At 67.4% G+C, this 24,612-nt stretch carries 20 protein-coding genes and 1 pseudogene; 14 read left to right on the forward strand and 7 right to left on the reverse strand.

Annotated features, from left to right (window positions below):
* Positions 1-90 (reverse strand): annotated as a pseudogene (locus tag AC2EAL_RS09435) (IS5/IS1182 family transposase); the annotation flags it as partial.
* 99 nt (positions 91-189) lie between these two features.
* Here AC2EAL_RS09435 and AC2EAL_RS09440 point away from each other — a divergent pair.
* Positions 190-825 carry a hypothetical protein gene (locus AC2EAL_RS09440; protein WP_484723958.1) on the forward strand — a complete coding sequence of 212 codons (636 nt, stop codon included), beginning with the start codon at positions 190-192 and terminating at the stop codon, positions 823-825.
* Positions 826-916: 91 nt separating this feature from the next.
* On the opposite strand, the gene carB is transcribed toward AC2EAL_RS09440, so the two are convergent.
* Complete coding sequence (gene carB, locus AC2EAL_RS09445; protein WP_484723959.1) at positions 917-4,246, reverse strand: carbamoyl-phosphate synthase large subunit; 3,330 nt, start codon at positions 4,244-4,246, stop codon at positions 917-919.
* A 142-nt stretch (positions 4,247-4,388) separates the two neighbouring features.
* Complete coding sequence (locus tag AC2EAL_RS09450) at positions 4,389-5,948, reverse strand: amino acid permease (protein WP_484723960.1); 1,560 nt, start codon at positions 5,946-5,948, stop codon at positions 4,389-4,391.
* Positions 5,949-6,204: 256 nt separating this feature from the next.
* On the opposite strand from AC2EAL_RS09450, the gene AC2EAL_RS09455 reads away from it, so the two are divergent.
* From AC2EAL_RS09455 to AC2EAL_RS09485, 7 genes are all read left to right on the forward strand, one after another.
* Positions 6,205-7,341, forward strand: coding sequence for an aminodeoxychorismate synthase component I (locus tag AC2EAL_RS09455; protein WP_484723961.1), 1,137 nt, complete (start codon positions 6,205-6,207; stop codon positions 7,339-7,341).
* Positions 7,299-7,907, forward strand: coding sequence for an aminotransferase class IV family protein (locus AC2EAL_RS09460; protein ID WP_484723962.1), 609 nt, complete (start codon positions 7,299-7,301; stop codon positions 7,905-7,907). The genes AC2EAL_RS09455 and AC2EAL_RS09460 overlap by 43 nt, the downstream gene beginning before the upstream one ends.
* Before the next feature lie 107 nt (positions 7,908-8,014).
* Positions 8,015-9,811: an aspartate--tRNA ligase gene (gene aspS / locus AC2EAL_RS09465; protein ID WP_484723963.1), complete on the forward strand. Its 1,797-nt coding sequence runs from the start codon at positions 8,015-8,017 to the stop codon at positions 9,809-9,811.
* Entirely contained in the window at positions 9,811-10,278 is a 468-nt protein-coding gene (locus AC2EAL_RS09470) for a DUF1993 family protein (RefSeq protein WP_484723964.1), read from the forward strand. The genes aspS and AC2EAL_RS09470 overlap by 1 nt, the downstream gene beginning before the upstream one ends.
* A gap of 98 nt (positions 10,279-10,376) precedes the next feature.
* Positions 10,377-11,672 carry a DUF1800 domain-containing protein gene (locus AC2EAL_RS09475; RefSeq protein ID WP_484723965.1) on the forward strand — a complete coding sequence of 432 codons (1,296 nt, stop codon included), beginning with the start codon at positions 10,377-10,379 and terminating at the stop codon, positions 11,670-11,672.
* 3 nt (positions 11,673-11,675) lie between these two features.
* The gene (locus AC2EAL_RS09480; protein ID WP_484723966.1) at positions 11,676-12,821 is read left to right on the forward strand and encodes a DUF1501 domain-containing protein; all 1,146 of its coding nucleotides are present in this window, start codon (positions 11,676-11,678) and stop codon (positions 12,819-12,821) included.
* A gap of 57 nt (positions 12,822-12,878) precedes the next feature.
* Positions 12,879-13,592, forward strand: a complete 714-nt coding sequence (locus tag AC2EAL_RS09485) for a GNAT family N-acetyltransferase (RefSeq protein WP_484723967.1) — start codon at positions 12,879-12,881, stop codon at positions 13,590-13,592.
* Between the two features lie 9 nt (positions 13,593-13,601).
* Here AC2EAL_RS09485 and AC2EAL_RS09490 read toward each other — a convergent pair whose 3' ends face one another.
* Complete coding sequence (locus tag AC2EAL_RS09490) at positions 13,602-14,282, reverse strand: response regulator (protein WP_484723968.1); 681 nt, start codon at positions 14,280-14,282, stop codon at positions 13,602-13,604.
* A 136-nt stretch (positions 14,283-14,418) separates the two neighbouring features.
* On the opposite strand from AC2EAL_RS09490, the gene mce reads away from it, so the two are divergent.
* Entirely contained in the window at positions 14,419-14,823 is a 405-nt protein-coding gene (mce, locus tag AC2EAL_RS09495) for a methylmalonyl-CoA epimerase (protein ID WP_484723969.1), read from the forward strand.
* Complete coding sequence (locus AC2EAL_RS09500; RefSeq protein WP_484723970.1) at positions 14,820-15,089, forward strand: DUF1467 family protein; 270 nt, start codon at positions 14,820-14,822, stop codon at positions 15,087-15,089. The genes mce and AC2EAL_RS09500 overlap by 4 nt, the downstream gene beginning before the upstream one ends.
* Positions 15,090-15,164: 75 nt before the next feature.
* Here the strand turns inward: AC2EAL_RS09500 and AC2EAL_RS09505 are convergent, their stop codons facing one another.
* The 3 genes from AC2EAL_RS09505 to AC2EAL_RS09515 form a co-directional block, all read right to left on the reverse strand.
* Entirely contained in the window at positions 15,165-15,860 is a 696-nt protein-coding gene (locus AC2EAL_RS09505) for an EI24 domain-containing protein (protein WP_484723971.1), read from the reverse strand.
* Positions 15,857-16,435, reverse strand: coding sequence for a nitroreductase family protein (locus AC2EAL_RS09510; protein ID WP_484723972.1), 579 nt, complete (start codon positions 16,433-16,435; stop codon positions 15,857-15,859). The genes AC2EAL_RS09505 and AC2EAL_RS09510 overlap by 4 nt, the downstream gene beginning before the upstream one ends.
* A 155-nt stretch (positions 16,436-16,590) precedes the next feature.
* Positions 16,591-17,694 (reverse strand): class II histone deacetylase, encoded by a 1,104-nt coding sequence (locus AC2EAL_RS09515; protein ID WP_484723973.1) that lies wholly within the window; start codon positions 17,692-17,694, stop codon positions 16,591-16,593.
* Positions 17,695-17,865: 171 nt separating this feature from the next.
* Here AC2EAL_RS09515 and AC2EAL_RS09520 point away from each other — a divergent pair, with 171 nt between their 5' ends.
* The 4 genes from AC2EAL_RS09520 to AC2EAL_RS09535 are packed head-to-tail and all read left to right on the forward strand — an operon-like array spanning position 17,866 to position 24,586.
* Positions 17,866-18,867: an AAA family ATPase gene (locus tag AC2EAL_RS09520; protein WP_484723974.1), complete on the forward strand. Its 1,002-nt coding sequence runs from the start codon at positions 17,866-17,868 to the stop codon at positions 18,865-18,867.
* Positions 18,864-19,736 carry a DUF58 domain-containing protein gene (locus AC2EAL_RS09525; RefSeq protein ID WP_484723975.1) on the forward strand — a complete coding sequence of 291 codons (873 nt, stop codon included), beginning with the start codon at positions 18,864-18,866 and terminating at the stop codon, positions 19,734-19,736. Before AC2EAL_RS09520 ends, AC2EAL_RS09525 begins: the two co-directional genes overlap by 4 nt.
* A complete protein-coding gene (locus AC2EAL_RS09530; RefSeq protein ID WP_484723976.1) occupies positions 19,737-22,520 on the forward strand; it encodes a DUF4159 domain-containing protein in 2,784 nt (927 codons plus the stop codon).
* Positions 22,517-24,586: a hypothetical protein gene (locus AC2EAL_RS09535; RefSeq protein WP_484723977.1), complete on the forward strand. Its 2,070-nt coding sequence runs from the start codon at positions 22,517-22,519 to the stop codon at positions 24,584-24,586. The genes AC2EAL_RS09530 and AC2EAL_RS09535 overlap by 4 nt, the downstream gene beginning before the upstream one ends.
* Positions 24,587-24,612 lie beyond the last annotated feature (26 nt).

Raw genomic sequence — 24,612 nt, forward strand, 5'->3', positions numbered from 1 at the left:
GTCATCCACGCGCGGCTTGCCGTGGCTCTTGGGAAAGAAAGGCTGCAGCCGCGCCATCTGCGCCTCCGTCAGCCAGAAAAGGTTGCTCATCGCTCAGTCTCCTTACGGAGGCTGAATCACGCCACAGACGCAAGATCAATGGGTCCTGACCCTAGAAGACCTTCAGTTTCCGGTCAGAAGGATTGGCAAGTGAAAATCGAAGACCGCGTTCGCTTAGCCTTCGATCTTGGGCTAAACAAAGAGTTTCTGCCGATGCTTTCATTTGCGCTGCCCGCAGTTGAAGCATCCGCAAAGAAGAAGTTTGGTGCAGGTGGGCGCACATCATTTATGAGGCTTATTAGAGAGAACTATGATGTATTCCACTGGTTCTCTGGAAGCTTTCTTGACTTTGGGCTTCTGCGTTTCCCCACCCTTGATCCCAAGTTAACTGATGGAAGGGTCGTTGACCGTCCAGATCTAGCCGAGGTTCTCTATTACCTACATCGCTGTTCATTGGCTCATGGTCAGGAACTCGGCGAAAACTGTTCGATTCTTCCACGCAAACCAGACGGCAGTTTTGACTTTCAGATCGACAAAGTGGGGAACGGCGTTCGTCTCCCGGAACCAATCGCCTGGGGCTTGTTAGCTTCGGTAGTTCTTGAACCGACTAATGCTGACTTGGAGTCGCGATCAGGGAATTATTTCACCCTAGGCCTTGCTCCGAACACTTACTTCCTTAACGTCGATCTATTTTGGGGCGCGAAGGAGCGAGTAAAGAAGGTCGTGGCAAAGTATGAGACCCCTCCAGATCAAACGCCGAGTGTTATGGCTATGCTCAACAGCTAAGCGTTGGGTCCGGCCCTCGTTGCCTCGGGCCGTTCGGCGCTGAAAACGCTCCACTGGAGCGTTTTCACCCCGGCAGGGCCGGGGCCGCGCCTCACCCCTGCAACGTCCTAACCCCATACCCCTCGCCCCGTGCCTTCATCGCCGCAACTGCCGCCACTGACGCCGCAGCCGTGGTGAAATACGGGATCTTGTCCATCAGCGCGACCCGCCGGATATCCCGGCTGTCGGACACCGCCTGGGTGCCCTCGGTCGTGTTCATCACCAAAGCGATGTCGTTGTTCTTCAGCCGGTCGACGATGTTCGGGCGGCCTTCGTAGACCTTGGCGACGGCCTCTGACGGCACGTCCTGCGAGGCCAGCCACTTCGCGGTGCCCCTGGTGGCGACGATCACGAAGCCCATCGCCACAAGGTCGCGGGCGGCGGCGGCGAGGGCCGGAGTCTTGTCCATGTCCTTGACCGATAGGAAGACCCGGCCTTCGGTTGGGAGGATCGTGCCTGCGCCCATCTGGGCCTTGAGGAAGGCCAACGCGAAGGTGCGGTCCCAGCCCATCACTTCGCCGGTCGAACGCATCTCGGGCCCCAGCATCGGGTCGACGCCGGGGAACCTCGCAAACGGCAGGACGGCCTCTTTGACGCTGAACCAGGGGGTATTCGGGTCGGCGAGGGTCAGCGGGTCGGCGAGGGGCAGGTCGGTGTCGGGGCCGACGCCGGCGGGGTAGGGCGCGCGCATCGGGAAGGCTTTCAGCGGCTCACCGGCCATCAGGCGGGCGGCGATGGAGGCGATGGCACTGTCGGTGGCCTTGGCGACGAAGGGCACAGTGCGGCTGGCGCGCGGGTTCACTTCCAGGACGTAGATCACCCCGTCCTTGATCGCGAATTGCACGTTCATCAGGCCCACGACGTTCAGCGCCTTGGCCATGACGACGGTCTGGCGCTTCAGCTCCTCGACCGTTTCGGCAGACAGCTGGTGCGGCGGCAGGCAGCAGGCCGAGTCGCCGGAGTGGACGCCCGCTTCCTCGATATGTTCCATGATTCCAGCGACATGGACGGATTTACCGTCGCTGAGCGCGTCGACGTCAACCTCGACGGCACCGGAGAGGTAGGAGTCGAGAAGCACGGGCGAGTCGCCGGATACCTGGACGGCGGTGGAGATGTAGCGTTCGAGCTGTTCGTCCGAGCGGACGATTTCCATCGCGCGGCCGCCAAGGACGAAGGAGGGGCGGATGACGAGGGGGTAGCCGACTTCTTTCGCGACCTTGAAGGCCTCGTCGCGGCTGCGGGCGGTGCCGTTGTGCGGCTGTTTCAGGCCCAGGTCCTGGAGGAGCCGCTGGAAGCGTTCGCGGTCTTCGGCGAGGTCGATGGCATCGGGCGTGGTGCCGAGGATCGGGATGCCTTCGGCGTGAAGCGCGTTGGCGAGTTTCAGCGGCGTCTGACCGCCGAACTGGACGATGACGCCGTGGAGCGTGCCGTTCTCCTGCTCAACCCGCAGGATTTCCAGGACATGCTCCAGGGTCAGGGGCTCGAAGTAGAGGCGGTCGGAGGTGTCGTAGTCGGTCGAGACGGTCTCGGGGTTGCAGTTGACCATGATGGTCTCATACCCGGCGGCGGTCAGCGCAAAGCAGGCGTGGCAGCAGCAGTAGTCGAACTCGATCCCCTGGCCGATCCGGTTCGGGCCGCCGCCGAGGATGACGACCTTCTTGGCGTTAGTCGGGCGGCTTTCGCATTCCACGTCGCCCATCGCGGGGGCTTCGTAGGTGGAATACATGTAGGGGGTCTGGGCCTCGAACTCCGCCGCGCAGGTGTCGATGCGCTTGAAGACGGCGGTGACGCCGAGGCGGGTGCGGGCGCGGCGGACCTGGGCTTCGTCGCGGCCGGTGAGTTTGGCGAGGCGCGCGTCGGTGAAGCCCATCATCTTCAGCTGGCGGAGCGCTTCGGCGTTGGTGGGCAGGCCGTTCTTGCGGATGGTCGCCTCGGTGTCGATGATCTCGCGGATGCGGGCGAGGAACCAGGGGTCGAAGGCGGTGACGTCCTGGATTTCGTCGTTGGTCAGCCCGTGCCGCATGGCCTGGGCGATGACCCTCAGGCGGTCTGGGGTGGCTTGGCCGAGGGCCTTGACGATGGAGGCCTTGTCCGGCGCGCCGGGGATGGCGATTTCGTCAAAGCCGGTGAGGCCGGTTTCCAGCGAGGCGAGAGCCTTCTGCATGGATTCGTGGATGGTGCGGCCGATGGCCATGGCTTCGCCGACCGACTTCATCGCGGTGGTGAGGTTGGGCTGGGAGCCCGGGAATTTCTCGAAGGCGAAGCGGGGGATCTTGGTGACGACGTAGTCGATGGAGGGCTCGAAGGAGGCGGGCGTGACCTTGGTGATGTCGTTGTCAAGCTCATCCAGCGTGTAGCCGATGGCGAGTTTCGCGGCGATCTTGGCGATGGGGAAGCCGGTGGCTTTCGACGCGAGCGCTGAGGAGCGGGAGACGCGGGGGTTCATCTCGATCACGACCATGCGGCCGTCGGCGGGGTTGATCGCCCACTGCACGTTGGAGCCGCCGGTTTCGACCCCGATCTCGCGCAGCACGGCGATGCTGCCGTTGCGCATGATCTGGTATTCCTTGTCGGTCAGCGTCAGGGCGGGCGCAACGGTGATGGAATCGCCGGTGTGGACGCCCATCGGGTCGACGTTCTCGATGGAGCAGACGATGATGGCGTTGTCGGCGCGGTCGCGCACGACTTCCATCTCGTATTCCTTCCAGCCGAGGAGGGATTCGTCGACGAGGACCTGCGCGACGGGGGAGGCTTCGAGCCCGGACTTCACGATGGCTTCATAGTCGTCGCGGTTGTAGGCGACGCCGCCGCCGGTGCCGCCGAGAGTGAAGGCGGGGCGGATGATGGCGGGGAGGCCGACGTATTCGATCGCCTCGATCGCCTCGCGCACGCCGGCGGCGATGTCGTACTTGCCGTCGGGCTTCTTCGGCGCTGCGATGATCGTGGCCTTGGGGTTCTCCAGCCCGATGCGATCCATCGCCTCGCGGAACAACTTGCGATCTTCTGCCATTTCGATGGCTTCGCGCTTGGCCCCGATCAGCTCGACCTTGTACTTTTCCAACACGCCCATGTCCGCGAGCGCCAGCGCGGTGTTGAGGCCGGTCTGCCCGCCCATCGTGGGCAACAGCGCGTCAGGGCGTTCCTTTTCAATGATCTTGGCGACGACTTCGGGGGTGATCGGCTCGATGTAGGTCGCATCCGCCAGACCCGGGTCGGTCATGATCGTCGCGGGGTTCGAGTTCACCAGGATGACCCGGTAGCCTTCCTCGCGCAGGGCCTTGCAGGCCTGGGCGCCGGAGTAGTCGAACTCGCAGGCCTGCCCGATGACGATGGGACCCGCGCCGATGATCATGATCGACTTGATATCGGTCCGCTTCGGCATCTGAGCCCCCACCTATTGCGCAAAATTGTGCGGGTTATAGAGAGAAGCCGGACCGGCGCAAGGGGCAAACGGCGGGGCGCATTCGCAATGGAAAAGGCCGGGGAGAACCCCGGCCTTTGTCGGTTTCAGGGGCGCGGACGCCTTATGCCCGTTCGCCCACCGCGGCCTCGGCGGCGGCGATTGCGGCCTTGCGGGCAGCGATGCGCTCACCCGTCGGCGGGCCCTCGAAGCGGCGATTCTCGACCAGCACCCAAAGCACGATGGCCAGCGCGATGAAGCCGAGGACGACGTAGAGCACCCGCTCGTTCGGGTGGGCCACGGCGATGTAGAGGATGATCCCCTTGCCGATCAGCGCCAGCACGCAGACCAGCTTGAAGAGACCTGCGCTCATCGCCCAGGGGCCGGGGGTCGGCCACTTCGGCCCACCATAGGCCAGCATCCCGGCCAGGATCGGGATGATGAAGGACAGGAACAGGAACACCAGCGTCGAGTTCACCACGATCACGTAGATCGAGGTCTCGCCCACCTTGATCGACAGCGCCAGGAGCACATAGAGGATGCAAAGCACCGCCGAGGTCCAGATCGCGTTGACCGGCGTGCGGTACTTCGGCGAGACGGTGGCCAGCGCCTTGGACGCACCCGGAACCCCGTCATCGCGCGAGAAGGCGAAGAGCATCCGGCTGGCCGAGGTCACCGTGGCCAGACCGCAAAGCAACTGCGCGATCAGGATGAAGAAGTAGAGCGCGGTCTTCAGGCCTTGCGGCATGATGGCGTCCATCGTGCCGAAGAACATGCCCCAGCCTTGGACTGCGGCGGCGTTCATGTCCGGGATCGCCAGCGTGATGGCGCAGATCATGATCCAGCCGACGATGGAGGACCAGAACACGGCCGAGACGATCCCACGCGGCACCGAGTGGGCCGCGTTCTTGGTTTCCTCGGACGTATGGGCCGAGGCGTCGTAGCCGGTGATCGTGTAGACCGGCAGAAGGAGGCAGAGGAGGAACAGGTAGGGGATGCTGTCGCTGGCGGGGAAGACGTTGCCGCCGGCCTCGCCCGAGTAGTTGGTGAAGGTCCACAGCCGCGAGATATCGATGGCCGGGGCGAAGTAGAGGCAGGCCACGACCAGCACCGCGGTCGTCGCAAAGATGATGTAGCCCGAAATGTCGGTCAGGAAGGTCGTGGCCTTGATGCCGATGTGGTTGAAGATCGCCTGGAGCACGGTGATCGCGGCAACGAAGCCCACGATCTGCCAGTCGGTCCCGGTGAAGCCGAACATCGGCCCGAAGGTCCCGGCGAAGAAGTAGGCGGTCCCGATGTTGATCGCCCCAAGGACGGTGATCAGGCCCAGCAGGTTGAGCCAGGCGGTCAGCCAGCCCCAGAACCGGTTCCCCAGGATCGAGGCCCAGTGATAAAGCCCGCCCGCGGTCGGGAAGGCCGAGGCGATCTGCGCCATCGCCAGGGCGAACATGCCCGAGACGATGCAGCCGGTGATCCAGCCGATGCCCGCCCCCGCTCCGCCCACGGACGAGATCGCCTGGGCGAAGGAGTTGATGCCTCCGGAGAGGATGCAGATGATCGAGAAGGAGATGGCGAAGTTCGAGAACTTCGACATGGAGCGCTGCAGCTCCTGCGCGTAGCCCATGCCGTGCAAGACCTTCAGGTCCTCATGCTTGGCATGGTCGTTGTAGTCGTCGGAAGCCATTTTCGGTGTCCCTTCGTACCGGTGTTGGACGATTTTTGTTGTTCGTTGCCCCCCGGCTACATCATGTGGTGCCCGGGTGTATCGACAAGGAAGCGCTATTTTAACCATCAGGCAAGCTTTGAATGCGTTTCTTGACCGATCGATCAAGTTTTTTGCGCTGCGGCGTCGTTTTCTGCTGCAGCTGCGGCGCGGAATGAACTGGCGGGCGCGCGGGCTTCGGCCTATTTCGGGCTGACGGGAATACGGGGGCCGACGGGTGATCCTCATCGAACATGGACCGGGGGATGCGCCCGCGCTCTTCGACCGGCCGCGCGAGGTGATCATTGCCCGCCGCCCGGCCGATCTGCCCGCGGCCCTGGCGCAGGCCGAGGCAGCGCGGGCATCGGGGGCCTGGCTTGCGGGCTATGTTGCCTATGAGGCCGGCTATGCGCTGGAGCCGAAGCTTTCCCGCCTGATGCCGCGGAAACGCCCCGGCCCGCTGCTCGCGCTTGGCGTCTTCGACGGGCCACGGGAGGCCGGGCCGGCTCTGGCCCGGGCGCTGGAGGAGGGCCGGTCGACCTGGATGACCGCGCCCGCGCCGCTGATCGGTCGTCGGGCCTACGGCAATGCGGCGCGGCGCGTCTTCGACTATATCGCGGCGGGGGATTGCTATCAGGTGAACCTGACCTTCCCAATGGCGGCGCGGCTGGTCTCGGGGTCTCCTCTGGGGCTTTACGGGGCCTTCCGGCGGACCGGAGCCGTGGGGCATGGGGCCTATGTCGACCTGGGTGTGGGGCCGGTGGTGGTCTCGCGGAGCCCCGAGCTGTTCTTCAAGGTTCAGGCTGGCCGCGTCGTGACGCGTCCGATGAAGGGCACGCGACCCCGGGGCAAGGACGCGGCCGAGGATGCGGCGATCATTGCCGAGTTGCGGGGGGCCGAGAAGGACCGGGCCGAGAACCTGATGATCGTGGACCTTCTGCGCAACGACATCTCGCGGCTGTCGAAAGTGGGGACGGTAAAGGTCCCCGCTTTGTATGCGATCGAAAGCTATGCGACGGTGCATCAGATGACCTCGACGGTGGAGGGGGAGCTTGAGGCGCCGCCGACCCTGCCGGGGCTGATGGCGGCTTTGTTTCCCTGCGGCAGCGTCACGGGCGCGCCGAAGATCCGGGCGATGCAGATCATCCGTGAAGTGGAGCCCTTTGCGCGCGGCGTCTATTGCGGCGCGGTGGGGTGGATGTCTCCGTCCGGGGACGCCGATTTTTCGGTCGCGATCCGGACGCTGTCGGTTTCCGGGTCGGACATCGTGATGAACGTGGGCGGCGGGCTGACGCATGGCTCGACCGCTGAAGGAGAATGGGAGGAGGCGCTGTGGAAAGCGCGCTTCGTGAAGGCGGCGGTGAGCCGGGACTGAGGCTGATTGAGACGCTGCTGTGGGACGGGGCGGGCGCCCCGCGCTGGGCGTTGCATCGGGAGCGGCTGCAGCGGTCGGCGGCGATGCTGGGCTGGTCCTGTCCCGAGGTTGCACCGTCCGGCCCCGACCATCCGGCGCGGTTACGGCTGACTTTGGACCGGCAGGGTCGGGTGGAGTGGACGGTCGCCCCGTTGCCCCCGGCCAAGGCGGAGTGGCGGGTGGGGTTGGCCGGGGAGCGGCTGCGGTCGGATGACCCCTGGCTGCGGGTAAAGTCCACCCGGCGCGAAGTCTATGACCGGGCGCGGGCGGCGCTTCCGCAAGGGCTGGACGAGGTGATCTTCCTGAACGAACGCGGCGAGGTCTGCGACGGGTCGATCACCACGGTCTTCTTCGACCGGGGGCAGGGGATGCGGACCCCGCCCTTGGCCTGTGGGTCGCTGCCGGGGGTGCTGCGGGCAGAAGTTGGCTGTCTGGAGGAGGTTCTGCTGGCCGAGGACCTGCCCCGCGTGCGGCTTTGGGCGGGCAATGCGCTGCGCGGGCTGATCCCGGCGGTTTTTCAGACGTAAGGTGGGCAAGATTGCCCACCCTACCGGCGGGGTCGGGCTTGACTTGGCCCCTTGGGCAAGGTGTATCGGCGCGATGGAATTCAAGGCCCTCCGAAAGGGGAACGACGATGCATGCCTATCGCAGCCATACCTGTGCCGCGCTGAACACGTCCCATGTGGGCGAAACCGTCCGCTTGTCGGGCTGGGTCCACCGGGTGCGCGACCATGGCGGTGTGCTCTTCATTGACCTGCGCGACCATTACGGGATCACTCAGGTGCTGTGTGACGGCGACTCGGCGGCGTTCAAGGCGCTGGAGCAGGTGCGGTCGGAGTGGGTGATCCGCGTTGACGGCCGGGTGAAGGCGCGGGATGCCTCGCTCGTGAACCCCAAGATCCCGACGGGCGAGATCGAGGTCTATGTGACCGACCTGGAAGTCCTGGGTGCGGCCGAGGAACTGCCGCTACCGGTCTTCGGCGACACCGAATACCCCGAGGAGACGCGGCTGACCTACCGCTTCCTCGACCTCCGCCGCGACACGATGCACCAGAACATGATGCTGCGGTCGAACGTGGTGCGCTGGCTGCGGGGTGCCATGTGGGACCAGGGCTTCACCGAGTTCCAGACGCCGATCATCACCGCCTCCTCCCCCGAAGGCGCGCGCGACTTCCTGGTGCCCTCGCGCCTGCATCCGGGCAAGTTCTACGCGCTGCCCCAGGCCCCGCAGCAGTTCAAGCAGCTGATCCAGGTCGCGGGCTTTGACCGCTATTTCCAGATCGCGCCCTGCTTCCGCGACGAAGACCCGCGCGCCGACCGCTCGCCTACCGACTTCTACCAGCTCGATGTCGAGATGTCCTTCGTGACCCAGGACGACGTCTTTGCCGCCGTCCAGCCGGTCTTGCAGGGCCTCTTCGAGCACTTTGGCAAGGGCCGGAAGGTGTACTCTGACTGGCCGCGCATCGCCTATCGGGATGCGCTGAAGTGGTACGGGTCCGACAAGCCCGACCTGCGGAACCCGATCCGGATGCAGGACGTCAGCGAACATTTCCGCGGCTCGGGCTTCGCGATCTTCGCCAAACTCTTGGAGCAGGAGGGCAACGAGGTCCGCGCGATCCCGGCGCCGAAGGGGCCGTCGGGCGAACCTGTGGGCCGCAAGTTCTGCGACCGGATGAACGCCTTCGCGCAGCAGCAGGGCCTGCCGGGGATGGGCTACATCTTCTGGCGCGACGCCGAGGATGGCTCGGGCATGGAAGCCGCCGGCCCCCTGGCCAAGAACATCGGGCCGGAGCGGACCGAGGCGATCCGGCTGCAACTCGGCCTGGAAAAGGGCGACGCGGCCTTCTTCCTGGGCGGCAAGCCCGAGGCCTTCGAGGGCATCGCCGGCAAGGCGCGGAACGTGATCGGCGAGGAATTGGGGCTGACCGAGAAGGACTGCTTCCGCTTTGCCTGGATCGTCGACTTCCCGATGTACGAGAAGACCGACGAGGGGAAGATCGACTTCAGCCACAACCCCTTCTCGATGCCGCAGGGGGGCCTTGAGGCGCTGTCTGGCGACCCGCTGAAGGTCTATGCCTACCAGTACGACCTCGCGTGCAACGGCTATGAGGTGATCTCGGGCGGCATCCGGAACCACAAGCCCGAGATCATGTACAAGGCGTTCGAGCTGGCGGGCTACCCGAACTCCGAGGTCGACAAGCGTTTCGGCGGGATGGTCAAGGCGTTCAAGTACGGCGCTCCGCCCCACGGTGGCTGTGCTGCAGGGATCGACCGGCTGGTGATGCTGCTGGCCGACACCCAGAACATCCGCGAGGTCATCATGTTCCCGATGAACCAGCGGGCCGAGGACCTGCTGATGAATGCGCCCTCGGACCCGACCCTGCAGCAGCTGCGCGAGTTGAACCTTCGCGTCGTCCCTAAGGACAGCTGATGTACCAGGCCTCGGTCCCCGTCTTCCGCCACTACCTGTCGCGCGTCAGCGACATCGTGGCGGTGGCGGGGCCGGATGCGCTGGACGCCCAGATCGCCGACAGCTTTCCCGCCCGCCAGCAGTTCGCCACGGCTGCGGGCTTTGCCCTGCGGATCGCCTGCCCCCTGGCGGGGCGCGAAGTGCCGGACCTGCCGCAGGGCCTGGGTCCCCGGCTGGCGGTGGCGCGGGCGCTGTTAGGTGCGATGACGCCTGCCGATTTCGAGGGCGCCGAGAGCCGGATGATCCGCCACAAGGCGGGCTTTGCCGAGCTGGATCAGACCGGGGCAGAGTTCCTCCATCTTTACGGCCTGCCGAATTTCTTCTTCCACCTGACCATGGGCTATGCCGCACTCCGCGCCGCCGGGGTGCCTTTGGGCAAGGCGGATTTCGACGGGTTCCATTCCTATCCGGCCGATTTCCGCTTCTGAACCGGCGGCTCTTCGCGGGCGCTCCGCTTGCTCATCGCTGGGCGGCGACGGAACGCAGGCTCCCTCGCGTATGATCCCGCAAGAAACGGGAGGCGCGCATGGACAGCGACAGCTTTGCAATCCGGTTCGGCTATGGGCTGCCTGCGGGGGTCATGGGCCTCGGGGCAGAGGACACTGCCGCGCGGACCTGGCCAGGGGTGACGCTGGCCGAGCTTGCGCCCGAAGCACTCGCCTACCGGGCGGCGAAGAAGGCCAAGGACGAGACGGCGGTGAAAGAGGCGCAGCGGGCGGTCGATGCGCTGGCCCTGCGCGGGGCGAAGGCGATCTTTGCCCGGGCCATCGGATCCGACGACCCCTACCGCGAGAGGCTGGTGGCCTTCTGGGCCGACAATTTCACCGTCACCGCGCGCAACCGCATCGAACGCGCGCTGCCGGGGATCCTGGTCGAAGAGGCGATCCGCCCGCATGTGACGGGGCGTTTCGCCGACATGCTGCGCGCGGTCACCACGCATCCGGCCATGCTGGTCTACCTGAACCAGGAGGCGTCCTTCGGGCCGGGCTCGCTCAAGGGCAAGCGGCAGCAGAAGGGTCTGAACGAGAACCTCGCGCGGGAACTTCTGGAGCTGCACACGCTGGGGGTCGGGGCGGGCTACACCCAGGACGACGTGCGGCAGCTGGCCGAGCTTCTGACCGGCCTTACCGTGGGGCGCGAGGGGTTTGTCTTCGATGCGAAAAGGGCAGAGCCAGGGGCCGAGACGGTGCTGGGCGTGCGCTACGACGGCAAGGGCGAGGCGCCGATCCTTCAGGCGCTGGACGATCTTGCCGCGCGGCCCGAGACGGCGGCGCATCTGGCGCGGAAGCTGGCGGTGCATTTCGTGGCGGATGATCCGGACGAGGGACTGGTCGATGATCTGGCGGCGGTTTTCCGCGACGGGGGCGGGGATCTGCGACAGGTTTCTGACGCGCTGGCAGCACATCCCAAGGCTGCGAAGGGGATTAAGACGCGGCAGCCGTTCGATTTTCTGGTGGCGAGCTTGCGCGCGCTGGGCGTGGGGCCGGAAGTGATCCTGGGGCTGGAGCCAAGGGCCTTCAAGCGGCTGATCCTCGATCCGTTGCAGTCGATGGGCCAGCCCTTCCAGCAAGCGCCCGGCCCCGATGGCTGGCCAGAGCGTGAGGCCGACTGGATCACTCCGCAGGGTCTTGCGGCCCGGATCACTTTCGCGATGCAGGCGCCCGAGCGGCTGGTGCGGCCCCTGCCGGACCCGAGGGCCTTCCAATCGCGGGCGCTGGGCGGAACGGCGGGGGAGAAGCTGACATGGGCGGTGGGTGCTGCGGAATCGGCGCGGGATGGGGTGGGGCTGGTCCTTGCCTCGCCCGAGTTCAACAGGAGGTAGGCGATGGATCGGCGGATTTTCCTGAAGGGGCTGGGGGTGATGGGCTGCTCGGCCGCGGCGCATCCCCTGCTGACCACGCTGACGCTGGCGGCGGCACCGGGCGAGAACCGGCTGGTCGTCATCATCCTGCGCGGGGCGATGGATGGGTTGGACGTGGTGCAGCCGCGGGGCGACCGGGGGTTGGCCAAGGTGCGGCCCGGGGTGTTGGCCCAGGCGCAGGACCTCGACGGGTTCTTTGCGCTGCATGAAGGCCTGTCCGGGCTGATGCCGCTGTGGCAGGCGGGGGAACTGGCCTTCGTCCATGCGACCTCGACCCCCTACCGCGACAAGCGCAGCCATTTCGACGGGCAGGACCTGTTGGAGGCCGGGACCGGCACCGACCTAGCCCCGGCGGCGCAGCGGGATGGCTGGCTGAACCGGCTTCTGTCGGTGCTGCCCGGCGTGACCTCGGAAACCGCCTGGGCCGTCGGGCGCGAGGCGATGCCGATCCTGGCCGGAGCGGCCCCGGCGGAAAGCTGGGCGCCGGACCAGGACCTGGCGGTCTCCGTCCCGGCGCGGTCGCTTTTGGAGCATGTCTACCAGGACGACCCGCTGTTCCACCAGGCCTCGGCCACCGCCTTCGGCCTGGCGGGGATGGAGGAGGGCGCGGGGCAGGACACCGACCTGATCGCCGATTTCGTCGCCGAACGCCTGCGCGGCCCGGCGCGGATCGCGGCGTTTTCGCTGACCGGCTGGGACACCCACAAGGGGCAGGAGCGGGCGATCCGCAGGCCGCTCGACCGTCTCCAGCGCGCGGTCTTGCGGCTGAAGGCGGGGACGGGGCCGGTTGTCTGGGGCAAGACGGTCGTGCTGGCGATGACCGAGTTCGGGCGGACGGTGCGGCAGAACGGCTCGGGCGGGACGGACCACGGGACGGGCGGTGCGATGCTGGTCGCGGGCGGGGCGGTGCGCGGCGGAAAGGTCCATGGGCGCTGGCCGGGGCTGGCGGAGGCCGACCTTTATGACCGGCGCGACCTGATGCCGACCTCGGACGTGCGGGATTGGGCGGCGCAGGTGATGGCGGGGCTTTACGGGCTGGACCGGGCCAATCTTGAACGGACGATTTTCCCGGGCCTGACGATGGAAGCCGCACCCTCGCTGCTTCTCTGACCTTGCAGTGCCCGCGACCCCCGGCATAGCCTGCGCCTGGGACGGGAGGGCAGGGTGATGGGCAAGAGGCTGGGGGATGAGGTCAAGGGCTGGACGCCGCCTGCGCGGCCGGGCCATGCGGCGCTGGAGGGGCGGTTCGTGCGGCTGGAGCCGTTGCAGGCCGACACCCATGCCTTTGAATTGCAAGAGGCTTTCCAGGGTCACGACAGCTTGTGGGACTACATGCCCTACGGCCCCTTCACCTCGGGCTCGGCCTATCACCGCTGGGCGCGGGAACGAGAGGGCGGCGAGGACCCTCGGTTCTTCGTGATGCGGGATGCAGGCAGCGGCAAATGCGGCGGGATCGCCAGCTTCCTGCGGATCACGCCCGAGGCCGGGTCGATCGAGGTCGGGCACATCTGCATCTCACCCTCAATGCAGCGGGGGGCGGCAGCGACGGAAGCCATGTTCCTGATGATGGCTTGGGCGTTCCAGGCGGGCTACCGGCGCTATGAATGGAAGTGCAACGCGCTGAACCTGGCCTCACGCCGGGCGGCGCAGCGGCTGGGGTTCAGCTTTGAGGGCGTGTTCCGCCAGCACATGATCGTCAAGGGCCGGAACCGCGACACCGCCTGGTTCTCGATCATCGACAACGAATGGCCCGCGCTGGCCGAGGCCTATGCGGTCTGGCTGGCACCGTCGAACTTCGACGCCCGGGGCCGCCAGCGCGAACGGCTGTCCGACCTGACGCGGCTGGTGCGGGCAGACAGCGACCCGGCGCTGGAGGGCTGAGCAGCCCGGTCAGGCCATCGAGCGCAGGGCGGCGATCCGATCCTCGATCATCCGGGACAGGCGCGCCCGGTCGAAGGGGGTGGAACTGTCGCGCACGGCATCCTCAAGCTCACTGTCGCACGAGGCGCGGGCCAGGCTTTGCAGGAAGGCGCGGGCATAGGACGGATCGCCCGGCGCGGTGATCAGCTGCGCCCCGCGCGCAAGATCGTCGCGCAGTGCGATCGGGTCGCCCATCGGGGCGGGCACATCCTCGCCCTTGTCGATGGGGCCAACGCCGGTGGTCAGCTGCCGAATCAGCCGCACCAGGCCCGCGACCGAGCCGAGCGGTTTTTCCAGGAATCCGGCCGCCCCGGCGTCGAGCGCACGATCCCGCCCCTCAGGATCGCCGGACAGGCCGAGGACGGGGAAGCCCTGCGCGGAAAGCTCGGCAATCAGGTCCTCACCCCGGCCATCAGGCAGGCCAAGATCGACGATGGCCAGGTCTGGCCGGTAGCAGTTCAGGTGAAGCCGTGCGATTTCAAGGCTTTCCGCCCGACGCAGCCGTGCGCCCGCCCGCTGCAGGATCAGCCGCAGCGCGTCACAGGTGAAGCGGCTGTCATCGACGACCATCAGCGTCAGCCCCTGCAGCGGCAGATCACCACCGCCAAAGGGCAGATCAGGCAGGTTCAGGTGGGAGGGGCGGTTGGGCATGGCGGACCTCTTTCGTGACGGAAGCGAGTGTCGTCCCGCAGCGTTAAGGCGCGGTAAAGGCGCCTGCGACCATCGCGCCGCTTGCAGCGCCGCCGCCCGGGCCGCATAACCCGGCGCAAAGCCATGCGAGGACCCCATGATCGGACGCCTGAACCATGTCGCCATCGCCGTCCCGGACCTGGAGGCGGCTGCGGCCCAGTACCGCCAGACGCTGGGCGCCAAGGTCGGCGCGCCGCAGGCTGAACCCGATCACGGGGTGACGGTGGTCTTCATCGAACTGCCGAACACCAAGATCGAGCTTCTGCATCCCCTGGGTGATGCCTCGCCGATCCTGGGGTTTCTGGAAAAGAACCCATCGGGCGGCATCCACCACATCTGCTACGAGGTTGAAGACATCCTGGCCGCGCGCGATCACCTCAAGGCGTCAGGCGCGCGGGTCCTGGGCTCGGGCGAGCCGAAGATCGGCGCGCATGGCAAGCCGGTGCTGTTCCTGCATCCCAAGGATTTCAATGGCTGTCTGGTGGAGCTTGAACAGGCATGACCATCACCGCCGCCCTCGTCCTCTACTCGATCACCTGGTTCATGACGCTGTTCTGCGTGTTGCCCTACCGCACCCAGTCGCAGGATGAGGCGAACCACATCGTCCCCGGCACCCCGCCCGGCGCGCCGGCGGGCGAGGTGATGAAGCGCAAGGTCTGGATCACCACGCTGATCGCGACGCCAATCTGGGCAGTGATCGCGGGCGTCATCCTGTCGGGCTGGATTTCCATCGCGGACCTCGACTGGTTCGGCCGAGCGACTCCCTGACGGCGCGGCTGGGGGCCAAAATCCTTAAGCAAGGATTTTGACAAATTTCTTGCTTAAGAAATTTGGGTCCAGTCCCTACCGCCCCGCGCTGGCCAGGCGGTGGTAGATATGGGTGAAGGTCGCCACACCCAGGACCGGGATCACAAGGTTGACCAGCGGCACCGACAGGGGGGCAGCCATCAGCGTGCCTGCGGCCCAAAGCGTCCAGCGGTTCCGGCGGCGCATCGCCTTGACCTCCTGCGGGGGCAGGCGGCGCAGCGCAACCAGGCTGAAATACTCTCGCCCCAGAAGGAAGCCGTTGATCGCCCAGAAGACCAGCGGGATGCCGGGGCCGACGAAGGGATAGAGGAACAGCGCGCCTGCGTTCACCGCGATCACCAGGCCCAGGAAGTTGACCGACTGGCGCAGGCTTTCGCCCAGCGTCAGCGCCGTCGCGGGGGGCAGGCCCGGATAGTGCCGGTCCTCGACCGCATCGGCCACGTCCTCCAGGAAAAACCCGGTGAAGGCCGAGGCGACCGGGACCATCAGGAAGACCGACAGCCCGATCATCAGGAACAACGAGGCCCAGCCGAGGAAGGTCTCGATCCCCGAGACCGGGCCGATCACTGGCAGATCGATGGTTTCGGGGGACAGCCACCAGATCAGCTGGATGAACAGGATATAGGCGGCGAAGAGGAGCGCCAGCGCCAAGAGGACGCCCAGTCCCACCACGCGGCGAAAGCGGCGGTCGCCGAGTTGCCCCAGGGACTGGAAGAAGGCGGCGAAGATCATGCGTTGATCCAGGTCACAAGGCGGGACAGGTCCGGGCGGGGGCGGTCGGGCCCGTCCTCGGGTGGGGTGGCGATGTGGACGATGCCGGCCACCGTCTCGGCCCCTTCGCAGCCAAAGGCGCGTGCGGCAAAGCTTGCATCATGCGCGGGCCAGCCGGTCAGCCAGCAGGCGCCCCAGCCCGCCGCTTCGGCCGCGTTGACCAGGCCAAGGCACAGGGCCGCGGCCGAGGCCTGCTGCTCTGCGACCGGGATCTTGGGCGAAGGTTTGGGCGAGGCGATAACCACCACGGCGAGCTTGCCGAGGTCATACTGCCCACGCCCCTTGGCGACCATCTCGGCATTCCCGCCGAGTTCCTTTGCCCGCGCCTCGGCCAGATCGGCCAGCCGGGCGAAGGCCGCGCCCTGGATGACCTGAAGCCGCCAGGGCTCCAGCTTGCCATGGTCGGGAACGCGGGTGGCGGCGGTCAGGATCTCCTCCAGCTGATCCCGCGAGGGGACGGGCAGGGTGAAGAGCTTCGCCGGGCGCGAGCGGCGGGCTTTCAGGAAGGCAAGGGCGGCGTCGTTGCGGGCGGGCATGTCGGTCCTTCGGGTAAGATGCATTCGGCAGTCTAGAAGCCCCGTCCGTTAACCGCCAGTGCGGGTCGTATCGACGTGGGGCGGAGTTTTCGAAAACTCCGCTTCGGGGCCTTTGAAGGCTCCGGTCCGATTTCATCGAAGAAATCGGTCGGCAGCTATATGCCCAGGCCCAGGGCCGCCTCCTCGATCCAGCCGCGCACGAAGGCGTCGAAGCGGGCGTCGGGCTGGCGCTTGGCCAGGGTGGCGGCGAGGGGGTCAGGGGCGGTGATGTCCGCGCCGCTCAGTTCTTCCAGCACGGCATGGCCGCAGAAGGGGACGTAGACCTCGGAATAGCCGCCTTCGTGGACAAGGACGAGCTTGCCGCCGCAAAGCCTGTCGGCCGCCTGCATCATCTGCCGCGTCATCGCGCGGAAGGTTTCGGCGGTGCACAGCATCCGCCCAAGCGGATCGACCGCCGCGGCGTCGAAGCCGCAAGCGACGATGATGACCTCGGGCTGGAACCGGGCAAGTGCGGGCAGGACCACGCGATTCATCGCGTGCAGATAGGTTGCATGGCCGCAGCCGGGGGGAAGCGGCAGGTTGAGGTTGGACATCGGCGCGTCAGGCCCGCCCGTCGCCTCCACCCCGCCGGTGTCGAGCGGGTAGTTTCGTTCCTGATGCAGGCTGATCGTCAGCACGTCGGGGTCGTTCCAGAAGATCGCCTCGGTCCCGTTGCCGTGGTGGACGTCCCAGTCGACCACCGCGACCCGGCGCACCAGCCCCTCGGCCTGTGCCGCGCGGATCGCCACGGCGATGTTGTTCAGAAGGCAGAAGCCGTTCGGCCAGTCGGCGGTACAATGGTGACCCGGGGGGCGCGACAGGGAATAGGCGTTCCTGACCTCGCCCGTCAGGACCGCCCGCAGCGCGGCCTTCGCCAGCCCCGCTGACAGCGACGCGATCTCATAGCCCCCCGCGCCGAAAGGTGTGCGAAGGCCAAGTTCGCCCCCGCCCGCGTCCGAGGCCGCCTTGAAGGCCGTCAAGTAGCTTTCGGGATGGACGCGCAGCAGGTCTTCAAGCGTAGCCGCCTCCGCCCCCCGCATCGCAAGCTGGCGCGTCAGGCCCGTCACCTCGATCAGGTTCCGCAGACGGCGCTTGGTCTCCGGGTTTTCCGGCAGGCCCCCCGGCGTCGGTTGCACCAGACCAGCGACGGGCAGGGTGAAGGCATAGTTGCCTCCGCCATGCCAGAAGCAGCGCTCGTCGGAATAGAAGGCAGTGGTCATGGCGCAGTCTCCGTTTGCCGTAACCCTAGGCAAGCCCCACGCAGTTGGCCAGCGCCTGACGCAGTCGCGCAAGTCTCACGATCATTTGTGTCAAGTCGCCTTTTGCCATTTGTGCCCGCCGGAATACTTCGCTTTACTGGCGGGTAGAGGACCCTGAAGGGAGCATGAGGCATGGCCGACACCAAGGCGCTGGTCGCGGAAATCGAAGCATTGGGCGCGACGCTGGGTCAGGCGAAGGCCTCGATCAACCGCCGCTTCATCGGGCAGGAAAAGGTGGTGGAGCTGGTGCTGGCCTCCATGCTCTGCGGCGGCCATGCGCTGCTGGTCGGTCTGCCGGGGCTGGGCAAGACGCGGCTCGTGGACACCTTGGGCACGGTGATGGGTCTGAAGGCCAACCGCATCCAGTTCACGCCGGACCTGATGCCGGCCGATATCCTGGGGTCGGAAGTGCTGGATGGCGACGCCACCTCGCGCGCATTCCGCTTCATCGAAGGGCCGATCTTCTGCCAGCTTCTGATGGCCGACGAAATCAACCGTGCCTCGCCCCGGACGCAGTCGGCGCTTCTGCAGGCGATGCAGGAGAAAGAGGTCACCATCGCGGGCCAGCACCGGCCGCTTGGCAAGCCGTTCCATGTCCTCGCCACCCAGAACCCGATCGAACAGGAAGGCACCTATCCCCTTCCCGAAGCGCAGCTTGACCGTTTCCTCGTTCAGGTCGACGTCGAATACCCGACCCGCCAGACCGAGCGTGACATCCTGATCGCCACCACCGGGGCCGAGGAGGCCGAGGCGCACCAGGTCTTCACCGCGCAAGGCTTGATCGACGCGCAAGGCGTGATCCGTCGGATGCCGGTGGGCGACCAGGTGGTCGAGGCGATCCTGGACCTCGTCCGCGCCTGCCGACCGGGGGAACCCGAAGGCCGCGATCTGGCCGACTCTCTCTCCTGGGGACCCGGCCCCCGCGCTGCGCAGGCGCTGATGCTGATGGTTCGGGCGCGGGCGCTCTTGGACGATCGCCTCGCGCCTTCGGTCGCCGATGTGGCCGACCTCGCGCAATCCGTGCTGATCCACCGCATGGCCCTGTCCTTCGCCGCCCGCGCGCGGGGTGAGACGCTGGCGGGCATCATTTCCCGTGTCACTGCCAAGACCCTGCGGCTTGAGGCGGCAGCGTGAGCTTAGCCCCCGACCTGCGGTCCCGTGCGGAAGCACTGGGCCAGACCCTGCCGCCCCTTCTGGCCGAGGCCGAAATGCTGGCCTCGACCGTGATGATGGGCGAGCATGGCCGTCGCAGGGCGGGGCTTGGGGATGAGTTCTGGCAGTACCGCCCGGCGCATCAGGGCGATAGCGCCCGGATGATCGACTGGCGGCGGTCGGCCCGCAGTGACGCGCATTTCGTGCGCGAACGCGAATGGCAGGCGGCGCAGTCGGTGACGATCTGGGTCGATCCGGCCAAGTCGATGAGCTTCACCGGCGACAAGTCCCGCGCGCCGAAGGCGGACCGGGCAAAGCTTCTGGGTCTGGCGCTCGCTGTCCTCCTCCTCCGTGGCGGGGAACGGGTGGGGTTGGCAGGCCTCGCCTCGCCAAGGGCTGGCCGGGCGCAGCTTTTGCGGCTTGCGGCGCGGCTGTCGGGTGAGGAGGCGGGCGAGGATTACGGCGCGCCGGTCACCGAGGGCATGGTCAGCCATGGCCGCGGCGTGTTCCTGTCGGATTTCCTGGGCGACCTTTCGGGCATCGAGGCCGGTCTCGCCCGCGCGGCGGACCATGGGGTGAAGGGCGTCCTGATCCAGGTCCTCGACCCGGCGGAAGAGGAGTTCCCCTTCGACGGTCGCACGATCTTTGAATCGATGGGCGGCACCATGCGGCATGAGACGCAACAGGCCGGAGAGTTGCGGACCCGCTACCTCGCCCGGCTGGCTGAACGCAAGGACCGGCTGGCTGGGCTTGCCCGCGCGGTGGGCTGGCATTTCACCACGCACCACACCGGGGCGCCCGCGCAAGCGGCGCTGCTCTGGGCCTATCTGGCTCTGGAGGGCGGTCGGTAGATGTTCACCCTCGGCCCCCTTGGCTTTGCCGCGCCCTGGCTTCTGGTCGCGCTGGTCGCGCTGCCGATCCTGTGGCTTCTGCTCCGCGCCGTGCCACCCGCCCCGATCCGGCGGCGGTTCCCGGGCGTGGCGCTGCTTCTGGGCCTGAAGGACGAAGAGGCCGAAACGGACAAGACGCCCTGGTGGCTTCTGCTTCTTCGCACCTTGGCCATCGGCGCCCTGATCCTGGGCTTTGCCGGTCCGGTCCTGAACCCCGAGGATCGGGTGGCGGGCTCTGGCCCCCTGCTGATCGCTGTGGACGGCGGCTGGGCCGATGCGCGCGACTGGCCGGAGCGGCAGGAGAAGATCGAGGCGCTGGTGGGTGAGGCCGGGGCAGTGGGTCGCACGGTGGCGCTGGTCCGGTTAAGCGACGCGCCCGATCAGGTGGAATTCCAGACTGCCGAAGCCTGGGCCGGCCGGGCCGCAGGTCTGCAGCCGCAAGCCTGGGCGCCGGGCGAGTTTGCCGGTTGGGCCGCGGCCCTGCCGGAAGGCGAGTTCGAGACGGTCTGGCTGTCCGACGGCCTCGCCCATCCTGGGCGCGAGGACTTGCTGAGGGCCCTGCAGGCCCGCGGCGATGTGCGGGTGGTGGAAAACGATCGGCCCGTGCTGGCCCTGCATCCGGCGGGGTATGAGGACGGCAAGGTCACCGTCGCCGCCAGCCGGGTGCCCGCCGGGGCAGCCGTGTCAGTCGATGTGCTGGCGCAGGGGCCGGACCCCTCGGGCGTCGAACGCGACCTGGGCCGGGTGACGCTGACCTTCGACGCCAGCGCCGACCGGGCCGAGGCCGCGATCGACCTGCCGCCGGAACTGCGCAACCGGATCACCCGGTTCGTACTGGAAGGCGCGCGGACGGCGGGGGCGGTCAGCCTGGCCGATGACAGCCTGAAGCGCCGCAAGATCGCGCTGATCCAGACCGGCGCGGATGAGGAGACGCTGCAGCTTCTGTCGCCCTTGCACTACCTGCGGCAGGCGCTGGCCCCCACTGCCGACCTTATCGAAGCCAACCTGACGGATTCGCTCCAGGCCAACCCGGACGTGGTGATCCTGGCCGATGTCGCCGATGTCTCGGCCAGCGAACGGGCCGACCTGACGGAATGGCTGGAAAAGGGCGGTCTCCTCCTGCGCTTTGCCGGGCCGGTGCTGGCGGCAAGCGATGTGTCCCGCATCGACGAAGACCCGCTTTTGCCGGTGCGCCTGCGCGAAGGCGGTCGTACCGTCGGCGGCGCGATGAGCTGGGGGGAACCGAAGGCCCTGGCGCCGTTCCCCGAAGGCTCGCCCTTCTTCGGCCTGACCGCGCCGCCGGATGTGGTGGTGCGCGAACAGGTGCTGGCGCAGCCTGACCCCGACCTCGCCGAACGTACCATCGCCGCGCTGGATGACGGCACGCCCCTGATGACCCGTAAGGTCGTGGGCTCCGGGCAGGTAGTGCTGGTCCATGTGACCGCCAACGCCGAATGGTCCTCGCTGCCCCTGTCGGGGCTGTTCGTCCAGATGCTGGAGCGGCTGGCCGTCTCCACCAAGCCCGCGACGCCCGAGGCCTCCGACCTTGCCGGTCAGACCTGGGTGCCCGAGGTGGTGCTGGACGCCTTTGGCCAAAGCTCGGACGCGGGCGAATTGCCGGGGGTGGAAGGCGAGGTGCTGGCGAAGATGATCGCCGAGGGCCCGACCGCCGATACCCCGCCCGGGCTTTACGCCGGGGCCGAGCGGCGGGTCGCGCTGAACGTGATCGGGGCGGAAACCGTGCTGGAAACCGCCGTCTGGCCTGCGTCTGTGCCGGTTGACCGGCTCGAGGCGAATGTGGCCCGGGCGCTGAAGGGCGAGTTCCTGACGCTGGCGACGGCGCTTCTGCTGCTGGACGTTCTCGCCGCGCTGTGGCTGGCGGGCCGCCTGCGGGGGCTGGCGCGCGGTGCGGCGGCCATGGTCGTGCTTGCGCTTCTGGCTACGACGCCGCGCGATGCCGTGGCCCAGGACACGGGCGAGGCCGATGATTTCGCCCTGCAGGCGACCAGCTCGGTCGTGCTGGCCTATGTCCTCACCGGCGACCCCAAGGTGGACGAGATGGCCCGCGCGGGTCTTCTGGGTCTGTCCGACAAGCTCTGGCAGCGCACCTCGATCGAGCCGATGATGCCGATGGGCGTCGACATCGAGAAGGACGAACTGGCCTTCTTCCCCTTCCTTTACTGGCCCGTCGTGGCCGGGGCGGCGCAGCCCTCGGATGCCGCCTATGCCAAGCTGAACCAGTACCTGCGGACCGGGGGGATGATCCTGTTCGACACCCGCGACGCCGACCTGACCGGCTTTGGCGGTGGCACGACGCCGGAGGGCCAGGCCCTGCAGGTCATCGCCGAAGGGCTGGACATCCCGCCCTTGGAACCGATGCCGTCCGACCATGTCCTGACCCGGACCTTCTATCTGTTGCAGGACTTCCCCGGCCGCCACCAGGGCGGGCAGCTTTGGGTCGAAGCCTCGCCCGATGCAGCGGCCGAGGCAGCCGAGGGCATGCCGTTCCGCAACCTCAACGACGGGGTGACGCCGGTGGTGATCGGCGGGGCCGACTGGGCCGCGGCCTGGGCCACCGATGACATTGGTGTGCCGCTGGTCCAGGTCGGCCGCGGGTTCGCCGGTGAGCAGCAGCGCGAGATGTCCTACCGCTTCGGCATCAACCTGATCATGCATGTGCTGACCGGCAACTACAAATCCGACCAGGTGCATGTGCCGGCCCTTCTGGAAAGGCTTGGACAATGAGCGCGTCCGTCGTCTTTGCGCCTCTGGTCTCCTGGGTACTGGTCTATTTCCTTGCGGGCGTGGCCGCTGCGATGGTCGCCTTTGCCCTGTGGCGCGGGCTGTCGGGCTGGTGGCTGCGCGGGCTGGCGCTGGGCGCGCTGGTGCTGGCGCTGGCCAACCCGGCGCTGCAAGAGGAAGAACGCCAGAACCTGTCCGACATCGTCATCCTCGTTGTCGACGAAAGCGCAAGCCAGGGCCTGGCCGACCGCCGCGCCCAGACCGAGGCGGCGGTGGCTGCCGTCCAGGCCGAAGTGGCCGCGATGCCAAACACCGAACTGCGCATCCACCGCGTCGGCGACGGGGCCGAGGACTCAGGTTCCCTGGTGATGACGGCACTCGCCGAGGCCTTGGCCGAGGAACCCCGCGCGCGGGTTGCAGGCGCGATCCTGATCACCGACGGCCGGGTGCATGACGCGGGCGTGGTCCCGAACCTGCCCGCACCGCTGCAGGTCCTGCTGACCGGGCAGTCGGCAGACTGGGACCGCCGCATCGTCATCAAGAACGCCCCCGCCTTCGCCATCATCGGCGAGGAGTTCAAGCTGGAGCTGCGGATCGAGGATATCGGCGCCGCCCCGGCGCTGGGGTCCGAAGTCGATCTGACCATCGCCATCGACACCGAAGAGCCGGTGACCTACTCCGTCCCCCTGAACGAGGACCTGGAGCTGCCCGTGACGCTCCCCCATGGCGGGGCGAACGTGCTTCAGTTCAGCGTGGCCCCGGTCGAGGGCGAGATCACCGACCGCAACAACGCGTCCGCGGTGCAGATCAACGGCGTGCGCGACCGGCTGCGGGTGCTGCTCATCAGTGGCGAACCCCATGCCGGCGAACGGGTCTGGCGTAACCTCCTCAAATCCGACGCGGCGGTGGACCTGGTCCACTTCACCATCCTGCGCCCGCCCGAAAAGCAGGACGGCGTGCCGGTGGATGAACTCAGCCTCATCGCCTTCCCCACGCGGGAGCTGTTCGTCGAGAAGATCGAGGAATTCGACCTGATCATCTTCGACCGCTACCGGATGCGGGGCATCCTGCCGATGTCCTATATCGAGAACATGGTCACCTACGTGCGCAACGGCGGCACAGTCCTGGTGGCCGCCGGGCCGGAGTTCGGCGCGGTCGACAGCCTCTACCGCTCGCCCCTGGCCGAGATCCTGCCCGTCGCCCCCACCGCCCAAGTGATCGAGGAAGGTTACCGGCCCAAGGTGACCGACCTCGGCCGCCGCCATCCGGTGACCGAGGGGCTGGAGGCCGAGGCGCCGGAAGGCGGCTGGGGCCGCTGGTTCCGGCTGATCGAGGTCGAACAGACTGCGGGCCAGGTCTTGATGTCCGGTCCGAACGACCTGCCGCTTCTGGTCCTGAACCGCGTCGAACAGGGCCGGATCGCGGTGCTGGCCTCAGACCACGCCTGGCTCTGGGGCCGGGGGTATGAAGGTGGCGGGCCGCAGTTGGAGCTTCTCCGGCGGCTGGCGCACTGGATGCTGAAGGAACCCGAGCTGGAAGAGGAAACGCTCACCGCCGAAGTGCGGGGCGAGGCGCTGACCATCACCCGCCGGTCCCTGGCCGAGGAAGAGCCGGGGCCGGTCACAATCACCGGGCCGGACGGGACCTCGGTCGAACTGGCGATGCCGCTGGTCGCCCCGGGCCGCTACGAGACCACCTGGCAGGCGCCCTCGCTGGGGCTCTACCGGCTGGAGCAGGGCGATCTGACCCGGGTCATCGCCGTCGGCCCCGCCAGCCCGCGCGAGTTCACCGAGACCATCGCCTCGGGCGAGGCGCTGCAGCCGGTGGCCGAGGCTACACGCGGCGGCGTGACCCGACTGGAACCGGGCGCGCCCGACATCCGCAGCGTGGCCGAGGGCCGCGTGGCCCTGGGTCGCGGCTGGATCGGCATCACCCCGCGCGAGGCGTATCTCACGACCGAGGTCAACGTCGTGCCCTTCCTGCCGGCCTGGGCCTGGCTGCTGATAGCGGCGGGGCTCGCCGTGGTCGCCTGGCTGGTCGAAGGCCGCAAGGGCGCCAAGGCCGCCTGACCGGGGACGAATTTTCGGCGAAAATT

The sequence above is a fragment of the Tabrizicola sp. T74 genome (assembly GCF_057219935.1).